This window comes from Streptomyces antibioticus, assembly GCF_002019855.1.
Lineage (GTDB): Bacteria > Actinomycetota > Actinomycetes > Streptomycetales > Streptomycetaceae > Streptomyces > Streptomyces antibioticus_B.
The window spans coordinates 5,917,994-5,935,382 of record NZ_CM007717.1 but is presented as its reverse complement, the minus strand read 5'-3'; the positions used below and the strand labels follow the sequence as shown (position 1 = coordinate 5,935,382).

The following is a 17,389-nucleotide window of genomic DNA, read 5'->3' as shown; positions in this document are numbered from 1 at the left end:
CTCTGCTACTTCACAGCAACCCCACAGCTTCACGTTCTGCGTACCGCCTTTGTCGTGCCGGGCGGCCCACCCGCCGTCCGGTCTCCCCCTTGGCCGTGTGATCCGCGGCCGCGCAGAAGGAGTCAGTGTTGAGAAGCAGTTCCTCTCGCAGACGCACCCCCCACACCCCCCACCGCAGAACCGCCGCCGTCGCCCTCGCAGGCGTCGCGGCGCTCATCGCGGCCGCCGTGCAGACCGGCGCCGCCACCGCGGCCCCCCAGCAGGCGCCCTCGGCCGCGGGGCAGGTCCTGCCCGGCGCCGAGTCCGTCCGCCTCACCCCCGCCCAGCGCGCCGAGCTGATCCGCACCGCGGACGCCGGCAAGGCCGACACCGCCAAGGAACTCGGCCTGGGCGCCCAGGAGAAGCTGGTCGTGCGGGACGTCCTCAAGGACGGCGACGGCACCGTGCACACCCGCTACGAGCGCACCTACGCCGGACTGCCGGTCCTCGGCGGCGACCTGGTCGTCGAGTCGACCGCGTCCGACGCCACCGCGTCCGTCGTCAAGGCCACCCGCGCGAAGATAGCCCCGGCGACCACCACGGCCGCCGTACCCGCCGCCAAGGCCGAGGCGCAGGCACTGAGTGCCGCGAAGGCCGAGGACGCCAAGAGCCCCGACGTCAACCGCGCCCCGCGCAAGGTGATCTGGGCGGCGAGCGGTACGCCGACGGTGGCGTACGAGACGGTCGTCGGCGGCTTCCAGCACGACGGCACCCCGCAGGAGCTGCACGTCATCACGGACGCCACCACGGGCGCGAAGCTCTACGAGTGGGAGGCGATCGAGACCGGCACCGGCAACACGGTCTACAGCGGCACGGTCAACCTGACCACCACGCAGTCCGGTTCGACGTACAACCTGACCGACGGCGCGCGCGGCAACCACAAGACGTACAACCTCAACCGCGGCACGTCCGGCACCGGCACGCTGTTCTCCGGGCCCGACGACGTCTGGGGCAACGGCTCCCCGTCGAACCTGGAGTCGGCCGCCGCCGACGCGCACTACGGCGCCCAGCTCACCTGGGACTACTACAAGAACGTGCACGGCCGTTCGGGCATCCGCGGCGACGGGGTCGGCGCGTACTCGCGCGTCCACTACGGCAACAACTACGTCAACGCGTTCTGGTCCGACAGTTGCTTCTGCATGACGTACGGCGACGGCTCGGGCAACTCCAACCCGCTGACGTCGATCGACGTGGCCGCGCACGAGATGACCCACGGTCTCACCTCCAACACCGCGGGCCTCAACTACTCGGGCGAGTCCGGCGGTCTGAACGAGGCGACCTCGGACATCTTCGGCTCGACCGTCGAGTTCTACGCCAACAACGCCTCCGACGTCGGTGACTACCTCATCGGCGAGGAGATCAACATCAACGGCAACGGCACCCCGTTGCGTTACATGGACAAGCCGAGCAAGGACGGTTCGTCCAAGGACAGTTGGTACTCCGGTATCGGCTCGATCGACGTGCACTACTCCTCGGGCCCGGCGAACCACTTCTTCTACCTGCTGAGCGAGGGCAGCGGCACCAAGACCATCAACGGTGTCACCTACAACTCGCCCACCTCGGACGGCCTTCCGGTCACCGGTATCGGCCGCGACAAGGCGGAGAAGATCTGGTTCCGCGCGCTGACCACGAAGTTCACCTCGACCACCAACTACGCGGGCGCCCGTACCGGCACCCTCGCGGCGACGGGTGAGCTGTACGGCACGACGAGCGCCGAGTACACGGCCGTGCAGAACGCGTGGGCGGCCATCGCGGTGGGCTCGCGGCCCGGTGGCGGCGGCGGTGGCGGCACCGTCTTCGAGAACAACACCCGGGTGTCGATCCCGGACCGGGGCGCGGCGGTCACCTCGTCGATCACCGTCTCCGGGCGGACCGGCAACGCCCCCTCGAACCTCCAGGTCGCCGTGGACATCGTCCACACCTACATCGGTGACCTCCAGGTCCAGCTCGTCGCCCCCGACGGCAGCGCGTACACGCTGAAGGGGTACGGCACCGGCGGCAGCACGGACAACATCAACACCACGTACACCGTGAACGCCTCCTCCGAGGTCGCCAACGGCGTCTGGCAGTTGAGGGTCCAGGACAACGCGTCCCTGGACACCGGCTACATCAATGGCTGGAAGCTCACCTTCCCGTAGACCCGGGCGACCCAGGTCCTGAAAGCCGAGCACGGCGCCGCCCCGGAGGTCCGACCTCCGGGGCGGCGCCCCTTTTTTGCCTCCCGATTACTGCCTCCCTGTTGGCCCTTTACCGAGGTCAACGGCGTTTACGTTCCGGCAATGTTCACCCGTTCGTCGATTTTGAGCCAACATCACAAAGGGGTCCTGACATGTACGCGACTGTGATGCCAGGCTTCGTCGCACCCGCCGCACAACTTCACGACCGTCACGGCCGGCCCCCCACGCCTGCCGGGCACCCCCACTCCAAGGAGCTTGTGTGTCCTCCCTCTACGCGCGTCGCAAGCGCACCACCCTGGTCATCGCCACCGCCGTCGCGGCCGGTGCGCTGGTCACCACCGGCCTGACCACCGGGAGCGCCGCCGCCGAGACCCCGGCGGACTCCGGCGCCCGGGCGCCGCTCGCCGTCCCCGTGGCCCTCAGTGCCTCCGCCCGCACCGCCCTGATCCAGGACAAGCAGGCCGACGCCGCCACGACCGCGACGGAGATAGGTCTGGGCGCGCAGGAGAAGCTGGTCGTCCGGGACGTGGTGAAGGACGCGGACGGCACCGTCCACACGCGCTACGAGCGGACCTACGCGGGCCTTCCGGTGCTCGGCGGCGACCTCGTCGTCCACGAGTCGGCCGCGGGCGCGAGCCAGGGCGTCACCAAGGCGACCAAGGCGGTCATCAAGGTGGCCTCCGTCAAGCCGGTCATCGCCGCCGCCAAGGCCGAGAAGCAGGCCCTCACGCTCGCCAAGGCCGCCGGCTCCGCCGAGACCGCGGCCGACGCCGCGCCCCGCAAGGTGATCTGGGCGGGCAACGGCAGCAAGCCGGTCCTCGCCTACGAGACGGTCGTCGGCGGCCTCCAGGACGACGGCACCCCCAACGAGCTGCACGTCATCACCGACGCGGCCACCGGCGAGAAGCTCTACGAGTACCAGGGCATCGAGACCGGCACCGGCAAGAGCCTGTACTCCGGCACGGTGACGCTCGGCACGGCCCTCTCGGGCTCGTCGTACCAGCTCTACGACACCTCCCGCGGCGGCCACAAGACGTACAACAAGGCGCGCGCCACCAGCAGTTCGGCGGGCACCCTGTTCACGGACGCCGACGACACCTGGGGCACCGGCGCGGCCTCCAGCTCCTCGACCGACCAGACGGCGGCGGTGGACGCGGCCTACGGCGCCCAGACCACCTGGGACTTCTACAAGAGCACCTTCGGCCGCAACGGCATCAAGAACAACGGCGTCGCCGCCTACTCCCGGGTCCACTACGGCAACGCGTACGTCAACGCCTTCTGGGACGACTCCTGCTTCTGCATGACGTACGGCGACGGCGCGGGCAACACCAAGCCGCTGACCTCGCTGGACGTGGCGGGCCACGAGATGACCCACGGCGTCACCTCCAACACCGCGGGCCTCAACTACTCGGGCGAGTCCGGCGGTCTGAACGAGGCCACCTCGGACATCTTCGGCACGGCGGTCGAGTTCTACGCGGCGAACTCCTCCGACGTCGGTGACTACCTCATCGGCGAGAAGATCAACATCAACGGCAACGGCACCCCGCTGCGCTACCAGGACAAGCCCAGCAAGGACGGCGCCTCGGCCGACTACTGGTCCTCGTCGCTGAAGAACCTGGACGTGCACTACTCGTCCGGCCCGGCCAACCACTTCTTCTACCTCCTCGCGGAGGGCAGCGGCGCGAAGACCATCAACGGGGTGTCGTACAACTCGCCCACGTACAACGGCTCCACGCTCACCGGCATCGGCCGCGCCAAGGCGGTCCAGATCTGGTACAAGGCGCTGACCAGCTACATGACGTCGACCACCAACTACGCGGGCGCCCGTACGGCGACCCTGAACGCGGCGTCGGCGCTGTACGGCTCCACCAGCACCGAGTACAAGGCCGTGGCGGCGGCCTGGACGGCCGTCAACGTCGGCTGACGCTGTCCGAGTGTGACCGAAGGCGGTACCCGGGACCGAGGCGCCCCCGGGTACCGCCCTACTCTTGGCTCCCATGTCCTTCACGTACGACGATGTCGGCGCGACCCGTGACCGTCCCGGCTTCTGCCCGCCCGGCTTCCACCTCCTGCACGTCCGCACCCGTCTCGGCGAGGGACTCGACGTCTTCCGCCAGGCCTCGGAGGCTGTGATGACCTGGGAGATGCACCGCGCCCTCGGCGTGGGCATAGCCGCCACGGCCCCCCGCGCGGCCCCCGACGTCGACGTCACGGTCACCCTCGGCGGTGTCATCAAGGCCCCCTGCCGCGTGGTCTGGACGGTCGACGAACACCGCCGCGCGGGCTGGGCCTACGGCACCCTCCCGGGCCATCCGGAACGCGGCGAGGAGTCCTTCGTCGTCGACCGCACCGGCGACGGCACGGTCTGGCTCACGGTCTCGGCCTTCAGCCAGGGCGCCAAGTGGTACGCGAGAGCGGCGGGCCCGGCGACCCGGGGCCTGCAACAGGCGTACGCGCGCCGGTGCGGGACGGTGCTGCGGGGGCTGGTCGGCGAGCCGAAGGACTGACCTCTCAGCCCTGGTTGGACCCCGGGACCGTCTCGACGGGGTCGCCCGGCTGCCACTGCCCGGACGTGAAGTCGGGCTGGGGAGCGGGACGGGACGGGGCCGGCGGCGGATTGGCACCCCGATTGGGGTTCTGCGGAACGGTCCCCGAGCCGCCGGAACCGCCGGAGCCGCCACCGGACCCACCGCCGCTCGTACCGGAGCCGGAACCCGAGCCGGAGCCCGAACCCGAGCCGGAGCCGGTGCCCTTGGACGCGCCGGCGCCACCCGCCCGCTTCGACGCGCCGTCCGTCTTCCGCACGGCCGGTGCCGCGCTCTTCGTCGCCGACGGGGAGGCGGAGGCGGAGGGGGACGCCGAGGCGCTCGCCGTCGAGGACACGGAAACGGACACGGAGGGCGAGGGCGTCCCACGTCCCGGCTCCCCGGCACCCGTGTCTCCCCCGGCCGCGCATCCGGCCGTACCCAGCACGAAGATCATGGCCGCCCAGGGCGCCAGCCCCCGCGAACCGCCTGTTCTGACCGTCTCTGCCCACGTCACGGACGCATCGTAGGCGCTGCCGGCCGAAAAAGATCAAGGGCGGCCGAAATCGATACGGCCCCGCACCCGCCACCCGGCGGACACAGGGCCGTACACGAACCGTCAACGCGCGGGCGCTACCGCAGCAACACCCCCGCCGCCGACGTCAGTTCCTCCGACGGGACCGTCACCACGCCCACCTCCGTGGTGGAGGCGAGGAGGGGGTGGGAGGGGAGGATGCGGACCGTGTAGCCGAAGGGGCCCGTGCGGTCCAGGGAGAGCGGGCCCTCGTAGAGCCAGCGGCCCTCCAGGTCGGGGCCGCCCGCCGGTTTCAGGGGGACCGTCGTCGCGTCGGTGATGCGGTCCTCCTCGTCGACGCGCCCGGAGACGGCCTGCACCTCCACGTCCTCGGGGGCCAGTTCGCCGAGGCCGACGCGGACCCGCAGGGCGAGTGTCGAGCCGAGTTCGGCGGTGGTCGTGACGACCGAGGTCTCCACGTGGTCGACGGTCACCGCGTGCCAGGCGGAGCGCACCCGGCCCTTCCAGACGGCGAGTTCCCGGGCGGTGTCCGGGTCCATCGCGCGGTGCGCCTCCGCGGCCGGGGCGTAGAGACGCTCCACGTACTCGCGGACCATCCGGCCGGCCAGCACCTTGGGCCCGAGCAGCGACAGCGTCTGGCGGACCATCTCGATCCAGCGGTCGGGCAGCCCGCCCCGGCCCCGCTCGTAGAAGCGGGGCGTGATGCGCTGCTCCAGCAGGTCGTAGAGCGCGGCTGCCTCGATGTCGTCCCGGTGGTCGGGGTCGGTGCCGGCGCCGTCCGCCGTGGGGATCGCCCAGCCGAAGTCGGGCTGGAACCACTCGTCCCACCAGCCGTCCAGGACGGAGAGGTTGAGACAGCCGTTGAGCGCCGCCTTCATCCCGGACGTCCCGCACGCCTCCAGCGGCCGCAGCGGATTGTTCAGCCAGATGTCGCAGCCCGGGTACAGCTTCTGCGCCATCGCCATGCCGTAGTCGGGCAGGAAGACGATCCGATGGCGCACGCGCGGGTCGTCGGCGAACCGGACCAGCTCCTGCACCAGGCGTTTGCCGCCGTCGTCCGCCGGGTGCGCCTTCCCCGCGACCACGATCTGGATGGGCCGCTCCGGGTGCAGCAGCAGTTCCATCAGCCGGTCGCGGTCGCGCAGCATCAGCGTCAGCCGCTTGTACGAGGGGACCCGGCGCGCGAACCCGATGGTCAGGACGTCGGGGTCAAGGACGCCGTCGATCCAGCCCAGTTCGGCCGTACCGGCGCCGCGCTGGCGCCAGGACGCCCGCAGCCGGCGCCGTACCTCGTCCACCAACTGCTCGCGCAGGAGGCGCCGCAGCTCCCAGACCTCCTGGTCGGGGATGCCGGCGACCGCGTCCCAGCGTTCGCTGCCGCCGACGGTCAGCGCGTCCTCGGTGCGCTGGGCGCCGACCTCGCGGGCACCGAGCCGCAGCACCTCGGGGGCCACCCAGGTCGGCGCGTGAACGCCGTTGGTGACGGAGGTGATCGGCACCTCGGCCGCGTCGAACCCGGGCCACAGGCCGGCGAACATGCCCCGGCTGACCTGGCCGTGCAGCAGCGACACCCCGTTGGCGCGCTGGGCCAGACGCAGGCCCATCACCGCCATGTTGAAGAGGTTCGGCTCGCCGCCCGGATAGGTCTCCATGCCCAGCCGCAGGACGCGTTCGACGTCGATGCGCGGGAGTTCGGCGTCGGGTCCGAAGTGCCGGGCGACCAGTTCGCGGTCGAAGCGGTCGATGCCGGCCGGGACGGGCGTGTGCGTGGTGAACACGGTGCCCGCCCGCACCGCTTCCAGCGCGGAGTCGAAGTCCAGCCCGTCGTCGCAGAGTTCGGCGATCCGCTCCAGGCCGAGGAAGCCCGCGTGGCCCTCGTTGGTGTGGAACACCTCGGGCAGGGCGTGCCCGGTGAGGCGGCAGTACGTGCGTACCGCCCGGACACCTCCTATGCCGAGCAGCATCTCCTGGAGCAGCCGGTGCTCGCTGCCGCCGCCGTAGAGCCGGTCGGTCACGCCGCGTTCGCCGAGGTCGTTCTCCTCGACGTCGGAGTCGAGCATGAGGAGGGGGACCCGGCCGACCTGGGCCAGCCAGATCCGGGCGTGCAGTTGTTTGCCGGCCGGGAGCGCGAGGGCGACCCGGGCGGGGGTGCCGTCGTCCTCCCGCAGCGGGGTGAGCGGCAGCTCGTTGGGGTCGAGGACGGGGTAGTGCTCCTGCTGCCAGCCGTCGCGGGAGAGGGTCTGGCGGAAGTAGCCGTGCCGGTAGAGCAGTCCGACGCCGATCAGCGGGACGCCCAGGTCGCTGGCCGCCTTCAGATGGTCGCCGGCCAGGATGCCGAGTCCGCCGGAGTACTGCGGCAGGGCGGCCGTGACGCCGAACTCCGGGGAGAAGTAGGCGACGGCGGCGGGGAGTTCGGTGGTGCGGGCCTGGACCTGGTACCAGCGTTCGCCGGTCAGGTAGTCGTGCAGGTCGTCGGTGACCGCGGTCAGCCGGCGCAGGAACCGGCGGTCCTCGGCCAGCTCGGCGAGGCGCTCGGGGCGTACCCCGCCGAGCAGCCGTACCGGGTCGCCGTCCGAGACGGCCCAGTGTTCGGGGTCGACGGACTGGAAGAGTTCACGGGTGTCCGCGTGCCAGGACCAGCGCAGATTGCGGGCCAGGTCACTGAGCGGCCGGAGGGGTTCGGGGAGAAGGGGTCGGACGGTGAATCGACGGATCGCCTTCACATTCCACCTCGGCGTGGCGCGTTCGCTGAATGGGCGCACGGCTCTGTGCGCCCGGTGACTCAGCACCGTACCGGTGATGCCCCGGCACCTGGGGGAGGCTTTCCCCGAACGGTCAGAATCACGCATTCCAGCGATATGGCTGATTCCCCTCACACCGGCCACCTTGTGGCACTTCACCCCGCACGAGAGGCTTCCTGGTGAGTCGAGGAGGGGAACTCGAACCATGGCACGGACGCGTACCCGGCGTCTGCGCGGGGCGGGGGGCCTGATCGCGGTGGTCACGACCGTGGTCCTGTCGGCCGTCACTCTGCCCGCGCACGCCGTTCCGGAGGGGACGATACTCGGCGCCGGCCGGCCCGGCGCCGTCGACGGAAGCTACCTCGTGACGCTGAAGGAGGCCCCGGACCCAGGCGCGTCCGACCCGGGCACCCCGGCGTCCGCCGCGGCCGGACGGCGCCTCGCCGAGGCGTACGGGGCGAGAATCAGCCATGTCTACGGCACGGTCCTGCACGGCTTCGCCGTCGAGGCGGACGCGAGACAGGCCCGGCGGCTGGCGGCCGACCCGAGCGTCGCGTCGGTCGTCCAGGACACCCGGGTCACGGTGGACACACCGGTCACGGAGGACACGCCGGTCACGGTGGACACACCCGTCGCCGTCGAAGCCAGAAGCACGGACAACACCACCGGCACCGCCGCCCGCACCCCCGCGTCCTGGGGACTGGACCGCATCGACCAGCCCTCCCGGCCCCTGGACGACAGCTATTCCTGGCCGAAGTCGGCGGGCGCCGGGGTGACCGTGTACGTCATCGACACCGGCGTACGGATCACCCACAAGGACTTCGGCGGCCGGGCGCGCCACGGCTGGGACTTCGTCGGCGGCGACGGCACGGCCGCCGACGGCAACGGCCACGGCACCCATGTCGCCGCCACCGTCGCGGGCACGTCCTTCGGGGTGGCCAAGAAGGCGAAGGTGGTCTCGGTCCGGGTGCTCGACGACACCGGCGCGGGCACGATCGCGCGGGTGATCGCCGGTATCGACTGGGTGACCCGCAACGCCCGCAAGCCCGCGGTCGCCAACCTCAGCCTGGGCGGCGGCTACAACGCCCAGCTCGACGCGGCCGTCCGCGCCTCGATCCGATCCGGCGTCACCTACACGGTGGCGGCGGGCAACGAGGGACGCCCGGCCGCCCTCCAGTCCCCCGCCGACGTCCGCGAGGCCGTCACCGTCGGCGCCGTCGACCGCACGGACACCCGGCCCGCCTTCTCGAACCACGGCTCCGCGCTCGACCTGTTCGCGCCGGGCGTGTCGATCACCTCCGCCTCGCACCGCGGCGACACCGCGCGCGCCACCTTCTCGGGTACGTCGACGGCGGCGCCGCACGCGGCGGGGGCGGCCGCGCTCTATCTGGCAGATCACCCGAAAGCCACACCGGCCCAGGTCTCCCGGGCACTTGTCGCGGGTGCCGCGAACGGCAAGGTCTCCGGCCGGGGCAGCGGTTCACCGAACAAAATCCTGCAAGTGCCGCCGTTCTAGGGAGCTATGGCGGCTGTCCCCCGTGACCGGCCCCGTTCTTCCGGACGGGGCCGGTCTTGTGCGTAGACATACGCGCGAGTAGTTAACAAAGTGCCGGAGTGCGCACCCGTTCAGGGTGGGAAGGCTCCCCCGGTACTCGACCCCACATCCCTCCGCCCACCCCCCGTTGAAGCGGACAGGAGCGGTCATGCCCGCCACGCACCACTCGTCGGCACCCCCGGCGTCCCATACCAAGGCAACCAAGAAGACGGACCAGGCAAGTCGACCGAACGAAACGGCCGAAGCGACCGAGACGCCACCCGCGCGTCCCGCCGAGGCCGCCACCGCCCGCACCACCACTCCAGCGGTCACAGCCCCCGCCACCACCGTCGGCCGCATCCCTGTCCTGGACGTCCACCCCGTGGTCCAGCAGGGGCGCAGGCCCGCCAAGGCGGTCACCGGTGAGACGTTCGAGGTCTCGGCCACCGTGTTCCGCGAGGGCCACGACGCCGTCGCCGCCAATGTCGTCCTGCGGGACCCGCGCGGCCGCCCCGGACCCTGGACGCCGATGCGCGAACTGGCCCCCGGGACCGACCGCTGGGGCGCGGACGTCACACCCGACGCGCCCGGCCCGTGGACGTACACCGTGGAGGCATGGAGCGATCCGCTCGGCACCTGGCGGCATCACGCCACCATCAAGATCCCGGCCGGGCAGGACACCGAACTGGTCCTGGAGGACGGCGCCCGCCTGTACGAGCGGGCCGCGGCCGGAGTGCCCGCGCGCAGCGCGGAACGGACCCTGCTGCGGGCCGCCGCCCGCGCCCTGCGCGACGAGAGCCGTCCGCCCGCCGCCCGGCTGGCGGCGGCGTTGACGCCGGAGGTGGACGCGGTCCTGGCCCGCCATCCCCTGCGGGAGCTGGTCACGGCCTCCGCGCCGATGCCGCTGCTGGTGGAGCGTGAACGGGCCCTGTACGGCGCCTGGTACGAGTTCTTCCCCCGCTCCGAGGGCACCCCCGAAACCCCGCACGGCACCTTCCGCACCGCCGCACGGCGGCTGCCCGCCATCGCCGCGATGGGCTTCGACGTCGTCTACCTCCCCCCGATCCACCCCATCGGCACCACCCACCGCAAGGGCCGCAACAACACCCTCAACGCCACCCCCGACGACGTCGGCGTGCCCTGGGCGATCGGCTCACCGGAAGGCGGCCACGACGCGGTCCACCCGGCACTGGGCACCCTGGAGGACTTCACCTGGTTCGTGGAAGAGGCCGCACGGCACGGACTGGAGATCGCCCTCGACTTCGCGTTGCAGTGCTCCCCCGACCACCCCTGGGTGGACAAGCATCCGGAGTGGTTCCACCACCGCCCCGACGGCTCGATCGCCTACGCCGAGAACCCGCCCAAGAAGTACCAGGACATCTACCCCGTCGCCTTCGACGCCGACCTGGACGGCATCACCGCCGAGACGGTACGCATCCTGCGGCACTGGATGTCCCACGGCGTGCGCATCTTCCGCGTCGACAACCCCCACACCAAACCCGTGCTCTTCTGGGAACGCGTCATCGCCGAGATCAACCGCACCGACCCCGACGTGCTCTTCCTCGCCGAAGCCTTCACCCGCCCCGCGATGATGCGCACCCTCGCCCAGATCGGCTTCCAGCAGTCCTACACCTACTTCACCTGGCGGACCACGAAGCAGGAACTGACGGAGTACCTCACCGAACTCGCCGGTGAGAGCGCCTCCTACATGCGGCCCAACCTCTTCGCCAACACCCCCGACATCCTCCACGCCTCCCTCCAGGACGGCGGCCGGGCCGCGTTCGCGCTGCGGGCCGTGCTGGCCGCCACCCTCTCCCCCACCTGGGGCATCTACAGCGGCTACGAACTCGCCGAGAACACCCCCCTGCGCCCCGGCAGCGAGGAATACCTCGACTCCGAGAAGTACCAGCTCAAAGCCCGCGACTGGGACACCCCCGACACCCTCGCCCCCCTCATCACCCGCCTCAACGAGATCCGGCGGGACAATCCGGCGCTGCACCGGCTGCGCAATCTGCACTTCCATCACGCCGACCAGGAGGCGGTGATCGTCTACTCGAAGCGGAGCGGTTCGAACACGGTTCTGGTGGTCGTCAACCTCGACCCCCACCACACCCAGGAGGCGACGATCTCGTTGGACATGCCGCAACTCGGCCTGGACTGGCACGAGTCGGTACCGGTGCGCGACCAGCTCACCGGTGAGACCTATCACTGGGGCAGGGCCAATTACGTGCGCCTGGAACCGGGCACTCGGCCCGCGCACGTCCTCACCGTCCTGCGACCGTCCAACCCGCAGATCGGAGGGTCACCCACACGATGATCGTCAATGAGCCCGTTCCGGACACCTTCGAGGACACCCCGGCCAAGGACCGCGACCCCGAGTGGTTCAAGCGCGCCGTGTTCTACGAGGTACTCGTCCGCTCCTTCCAGGACAGCAACGGCGACGGCGTCGGCGACCTCAAGGGCATCACCGCCAAGCTCGACTACCTCCAGTGGCTGGGCGTCGACTGCCTCTGGCTTCCGCCGTTCTTCAAATCCCCGCTCCGTGACGGCGGTTACGACGTCTCGGACTACACGTCGGTACTCCCGGAGTTCGGTGACCTGGCCGACTTCGTGGAGTTCGTCGACGCCGCGCATCAGCGTGGGATGCGCGTGATCATCGACTTCGTCATGAACCACACCAGCGACCAGCACCCGTGGTTCCAGGAGTCCCGCGCCAACCCCGACGGCCCGTACGGCGATTACTACATGTGGGCCGACGACGACAAGCAGTACGCCGACGCCCGCATCATCTTCGTCGACACCGAGGTCTCCAACTGGACCTTCGACCCGGTCCGCAAGCAGTACTTCTTCCACCGCTTCTTCTCCCACCAGCCCGACCTCAACTACGAGAACCCGGCCGTGCAGGAGGAGATGATCTCCGCGCTGCGGTTCTGGCTGGACCTGGGCATCGACGGTTTCCGGCTGGACGCGGTGCCGTATCTCTACGCGGCGGAGGGCACCAACTGCGAAAACCTTCCTGCGACCCATGACTTCCTCAAGCGGGTCCGCAAGGAGATCGACGCGCACTATCCGGACACGGTGATCCTGGCGGAGGCCAACCAGTGGCCCGAGGACGTCGTCGACTACTTCGGCGACTACGCCTCCGGCGGCGACGAATGCCACATGGCCTTCCACTTCCCCGTCATGCCCCGCATCTTCATGGCCGTCCGCCGCGAGTCCCGCCACCCCGTCTCCGAAATCCTCGCCAAGACCCCCGCCATCCCCAGCCGCTGCCAATGGGGCATCTTCCTGCGCAACCACGACGAGCTCACCCTCGAAATGGTCACCGACGAAGAACGCGACTACATGTACGCGGAATACGCCAAAGACCCGCGCATGCGCGCCAACATCGGCATCCGCCGCCGCCTCGCCACCCTCCTCGACAACGACCGCAACCAGATCGAACTCTTCACCGCCCTCCTCCTGTCATTGCCGGGCTCACCGATCCTCTACTACGGCGACGAGATCGGCATGGGCGACAACATCTGGCTCGGCGACCGCGACGCCGTCCGCACCCCCATGCAATGGACCCCCGACCGCAACGCCGGCTTCTCCTCCTGCGACCCCGGACGCCTCTTCCTCCCCGCCATCATGGACCCCGTCTACGGCTACCAGGTCACCAACGTCGAGGCGTCCATGTCGTCGCCCTCGTCGCTGCTGCACTGGACCCGCCGCATGATCGAGATCCGCAAGCAGAACCCGGCGTTCGGACTGGGGACATACACCGAACTCCCGTCCTCGAACCCGGCCGTCCTCGCCTTCCTCCGCGAATACGAGGACGACCTGGTGCTGTGCGTCCACAACTTCTCCCGCTTCGCACAGCCCACGGAGCTGGACCTGAGCCGCTTCAAGGGGCGCTACCCGGTCGAACTCTTCGGCGGGGTGCGCTTCCCGGCGGTCGGCGACCTGCCGTACCTGCTCACCCTCGCGGGGCACGGCTTCTACTGGTTCCGCCTCCGCGCGGACACCGTCTAGAACCCGCGGCGGGGCGGTTTCCCCCGCCCCGCCCGGGGCACGCATCAGTAACACCCCGACCCCCCGCGGGGAAAGGAATGTGACGCCATGGCGGACACGGTCACCCGTTCCGGCACGACAAGTCCAGGTCTCCTCGCGTCACTGGACCCGCTGCTGCGGGAGTGGCTGCCGCGGCAGCGGTGGTTCGCCGGGAAGGGGCGGCCGGTCACCGGGTTCTCGCTGGTCACGGCCACCGAGCTGCTGCCGCCTCTGGGACGGCTCGGGCTGTACCACCTGCTGGTGCGGGCCCATCAGCCGGGCAGCGCGGGCGACTGCTACCAGCTCCTGATCGGCGTCCGCGAGGCGCTGCCGCCCCGGCTCGCGCCCGCGCTGATCGGCCATGTGGCGTCCGGCCCGCTGACCGGGCGCACGGTCTACGACGCCCTCTACGACACCCGGCCCGCCGAACTGCTCCTGGAGGCGCTGCGCACCCGGGCCCGGATCGGTGCCCTGCGCTGCGACCGGGATCCGGGGCAGGAGATCCGGGCCGGGCTCGTGCCACGTCTGATGACCGCCGAGCAGTCCAACTCGTCCCTGGTCTATGGAGATACGTTCATCCTGAAGCTGTTGCGCCGGGTCGTGCCCGGCGTCAACCCCGATCTGGAGCTGCCGCTGGCGCTGGCCCGCGAGGGCTGTCCCCGGGTGCCGGCGCCGACGGCGTGGATGCACGCGGACGTCGACGACGACACGTATGTGGTCGGGGTGCTCCAGCCGTTCGTGCAGGGGGCGACGGACGGCTGGGAGCTGGCCCTGCGGGAGCTGGCCAAGGGCGAGGACTTCGTCGCGGAGGCCCGGGCACTGGGGCGGGCCACCGCCGAGGTGCACGGGGCGCTGGCCCGGGCGCTGCCCACGGCGACGCTCGGCGCCGCGCAGATACAGCCCCTGGTGGACGGCATGGTCGTACGCCTGGACGCGGCGGCGCGGGCGGTGCCGGCACTGCGGCCGTACGCGCCCGCGCTGCGCACCGCCTTCTCGGCGCTGGCGGATCTCGCGGCGGAGGGGCACACCTGGACCGCGCAGCGGGTGCACGGCGATCTGCATCTCGGACAGTGCCTGCGGGCACCGTCCGGCCAGTGGTCGCTGATCGACTTCGAGGGGGAACCGGCCCGGCCGCTGGCCGAGCGCCGGATGCCGCAGCCGGCCGTGCGGGACGTGGCGGGGATGCTGCGCTCCTTCGACTACGCGGCCTCCTGCGCCGATCCGCCGGTCCCCGGCTGGGCGCACGCCTGCCGGTCGGCGTACTGCGCCGGATACGCCGAGGTGTCCGGCACCGACCCGCGCACCGACCCCGTGCTGCTGCGGGCCCTGGAGACCGACAAGGCGGTCTACGAGGTGGTCTACGAGGCCCGGCACCGCCCCGACTGGCTCTCCGTACCGCTGTCCGCGATACACCGGCTCGCAGCCGACCTGCCCTGAGGAGGCCCCGTACGTGACTCCCCCGAAGAAGAAGGCCACCGGGAAGCAGTCCGCAGTGAAGAAGGCCGGAGCGAGAAAGTCCGGGGCCAAGAAGGCCGCGGTGAAGAAGAAGCAGGCCGGGGTGGAGCAGGCCCCCGCGGTGCCGGTGCCCGTCGAGCCCGTCCCGTCCGTCTCCTTCTCTCCCGCCCTCGGCACCGTCGACCGTGAGCGGCTGCTGCACGGCACCCATCACGATCCGCACGGCGTGCTCGGCGCGCATCCGGTGCCCGGCGGGGTGGTGTTCCGGGCGCTGCGGCCCTTCGCGCGGGCGGTGACGGTCGTGGCGGAGGGGCTGCGGGCCGAGCTGCACGACGACGGCGACGGCTTCTTCTCCGCGCTGCTGCCGCTCACGGACGTCCCCGACTACCGGCTCCTGGTGGCCTACGAGGACACCACCGTTGAGGTCGAGGACGCGTACCGCTTCCTGCCCACGCTGGGCGAGCTGGACCTGCATCTGATCGGCGAGGGCCGGCACGAGGAGCTGTGGACGGTCCTCGGCGCGCACCCGGCGACCCACCAGGGCGTGAGCGGCACCGGGTTCTCCGTGTGGGCGCCGAACGCGCAGGGCGTGCGGGTGGTGGGGTCCTTCAACTTCTGGGACGGCACCGGGTTCCCGATGCGTTCGCTCGGGTCGTCCGGGGTGTGGGAGCTGTTCGTGCCCGGGGTCGGCGAGGGGGAGTTGTACAAGTTCGACATAGCCCGGCCGGACGGTACGCACACCCTGCGTGCCGATCCGCTGGCCCGGCGCACCGAGGTGCCGCCGGCCACGTCGTCGATCGTGCACACCTCGCGCTACGAGTGGGGCGACGCCGAGTGGCTGGACCGCCGTGCCGCGACGCCGGTGCACGAGGCGCCGTTCTCCGTCTACGAGGTCCATCTGCCGTCCTGGCGGCCCGGGTTGACGTATCGTCAGCTCGCCGAGCAGTTGCCCGCGTACGTCCGGGACCTCGGGTTCACGCATGTGGAGCTGATGCCGGTCGCGGAGCATCCGTTCGGGGGTTCCTGGGGCTATCAGGTCACCGGTTTCTACGCGCCGACGGCCCGGCTGGGCACGCCGGACGACTTCAAGTTCCTGGTGGACGCGCTGCACCGGGCCGGGATCGGGGTCCTGATGGACTGGGTGCCGGCGCATTTCCCGCGCGACGAGTGGGCGCTGGCGGAGTTCGACGGGCGGCCGCTGTACGAGCACGAGGACCCGTTGCGGGCGGCCCATCCGGACTGGGGGACGCTGGAGTTCGACTTCGGGCGGCGCGAGGTGCGCAACTTCCTGGTGGCCAACGCGGTGTACTGGTGCGAGGAGTTCCACATCGACGGGCTGCGGGTGGACGCCGTCGCCTCCATGCTCTACCTCGACTACTCGCGCGAGCCGGGGCAGTGGACCCCGAACGAGCACGGCGGCCGGGAGAACCTGGACGCGGTCGCCTTCCTCCAGGAGATGAACGCCACCGTGTACCGGCGCTGCCCGGGTGTGGTGACGGTGGCGGAGGAGTCGACGGCCTGGGACGGGGTCACCCGGGCGACCCACCACCGGGGCCCGAGCGGTTTCGGCGGGCTGGGTTTCGGGCTGAAGTGGAACATGGGCTGGATGCACGACTCGCTCCAGTACATGAGCCACGAGCCGGTGCACCGCAAGCACCACCACCACGAGATGACGTTCTCGATGGTGTACGCGTACAGCGAGAACTACGTCCTGCCCATCTCCCACGACGAAGTGGTGCACGGGAAGCGGTCGTTGGTGTCGAAGATGCCCGGCGACTGGTGGCAGCAGCGCGCCAACCTGCGCGCCTACCTGGCCTTCATGTGGGCCCACCCGGGCAAGCAACTCCTCTTCATGGGGCAGGAGTTCGCGCAGGGCGCCGAGTGGTCCGAAGCGCACGGCCCGGACTGGTGGCTGCTGGATCCCGCGTACCCGGCGGAGCCCGATCACCGCGGGGTGCGGGACCTGGTGCGCGACCTCAACGCCGGGTACCGGTCGGCGCCCGCGCTCTGGCAGCTCGACACCGACCCGGCCGGGTTCCAGTGGGTGGTCGGGGACGCCGCCGAGGACGACGTCTTCGCCTTCCTGCGCCACGACGCCGAGGGCACCCCGCTGCTGTGCGTCGCGAACCTCTCCCCCGTGGTCCGCCACGACTACCGCATCGGCGTCCCCGACGACGTCCCCGCCTGGCACGAGTTCCTCAACACCGACGCCGAGCGCTACGGCGGCAGCGGGGTCGCCCACCCGGACCCGCTCAAACCGGAGCCACAGGGGTGGCACGGCCGCCCGGCGTCGATCCGACTGACCCTGCCCCCGCTCGCGACCCTCTGGCTGCGCCCGGCCTGACGGGCCA

10 protein-coding genes are annotated in these 17,389 nt (G+C 71.0%); 9 read left to right on the top strand and 1 reads right to left on the bottom strand.

The genetic code is table 11. From position 1 onward, the window contains the following. The first annotated feature begins 128 nt into the window (after positions 1 to 128). The 4 genes from AFM16_RS27025 (at position 129) to AFM16_RS39480 (ending at position 5,271) form a co-directional block, all read left to right on the top strand. Positions 129 to 2,177, top strand: coding sequence for a M4 family metallopeptidase (locus tag AFM16_RS27025; RefSeq protein ID WP_030793558.1), 2,049 nt, complete (start codon positions 129 to 131; stop codon positions 2,175 to 2,177). 298 nt (positions 2,178 to 2,475) lie between these two features. Beyond that, complete coding sequence (locus AFM16_RS27020) at positions 2,476 to 4,140, top strand: M4 family metallopeptidase (protein WP_030793555.1); 1,665 nt, start codon at positions 2,476 to 2,478, stop codon at positions 4,138 to 4,140. 73 nt (positions 4,141 to 4,213) lie between these two features. Then, positions 4,214 to 4,723 (top strand): DUF1990 domain-containing protein, encoded by a 510-nt coding sequence (locus tag AFM16_RS27015; RefSeq protein ID WP_078634883.1) that lies wholly within the window; start codon positions 4,214 to 4,216, stop codon positions 4,721 to 4,723. A 245-nt stretch (positions 4,724 to 4,968) separates the two neighbouring features. Then, positions 4,969 to 5,271: a hypothetical protein gene (locus tag AFM16_RS39480; RefSeq protein ID WP_167797262.1), complete on the top strand. Its 303-nt coding sequence runs from the start codon at positions 4,969 to 4,971 to the stop codon at positions 5,269 to 5,271. A 103-nt stretch (positions 5,272 to 5,374) separates the two neighbouring features. Here the strand turns inward: AFM16_RS39480 and AFM16_RS27005 are convergent, their stop codons facing one another. Beyond that, entirely contained in the window at positions 5,375 to 7,999 is a 2,625-nt protein-coding gene (locus AFM16_RS27005; protein ID WP_030793546.1) for a glycosyltransferase family 1 protein, read from the bottom strand. 223 nt (positions 8,000 to 8,222) lie between these two features. Here AFM16_RS27005 and AFM16_RS27000 point away from each other — a divergent pair, with 223 nt between their 5' ends. From AFM16_RS27000 to glgB, 5 genes are all read left to right on the top strand, one after another. Then, entirely contained in the window at positions 8,223 to 9,533 is a 1,311-nt protein-coding gene (locus AFM16_RS27000) for a S8 family peptidase (protein ID WP_078634881.1), read from the top strand. Between the two features lie 187 nt (positions 9,534 to 9,720). Beyond that, the gene (locus AFM16_RS26995; RefSeq protein ID WP_078634880.1) at positions 9,721 to 11,868 is read left to right on the top strand and encodes an alpha-1,4-glucan--maltose-1-phosphate maltosyltransferase; all 2,148 of its coding nucleotides are present in this window, start codon (positions 9,721 to 9,723) and stop codon (positions 11,866 to 11,868) included. Next, positions 11,865 to 13,565 (top strand): maltose alpha-D-glucosyltransferase, encoded by a 1,701-nt coding sequence (gene treS, locus AFM16_RS26990; protein WP_078634879.1) that lies wholly within the window; start codon positions 11,865 to 11,867, stop codon positions 13,563 to 13,565. Before AFM16_RS26995 ends, treS begins: the two co-directional genes overlap by 4 nt. Before the next feature lie 87 nt (positions 13,566 to 13,652). Continuing rightward, a complete protein-coding gene (locus tag AFM16_RS26985) occupies positions 13,653 to 15,020 on the top strand; it encodes a maltokinase N-terminal cap-like domain-containing protein (protein WP_078634878.1) in 1,368 nt (455 codons plus the stop codon). A 13-nt stretch (positions 15,021 to 15,033) separates the two neighbouring features. Further along, the gene (glgB, locus tag AFM16_RS26980) at positions 15,034 to 17,382 is read left to right on the top strand and encodes a 1,4-alpha-glucan branching enzyme (protein ID WP_078634877.1); all 2,349 of its coding nucleotides are present in this window, start codon (positions 15,034 to 15,036) and stop codon (positions 17,380 to 17,382) included. Positions 17,383 to 17,389: the final 7 nt, after the last annotated feature.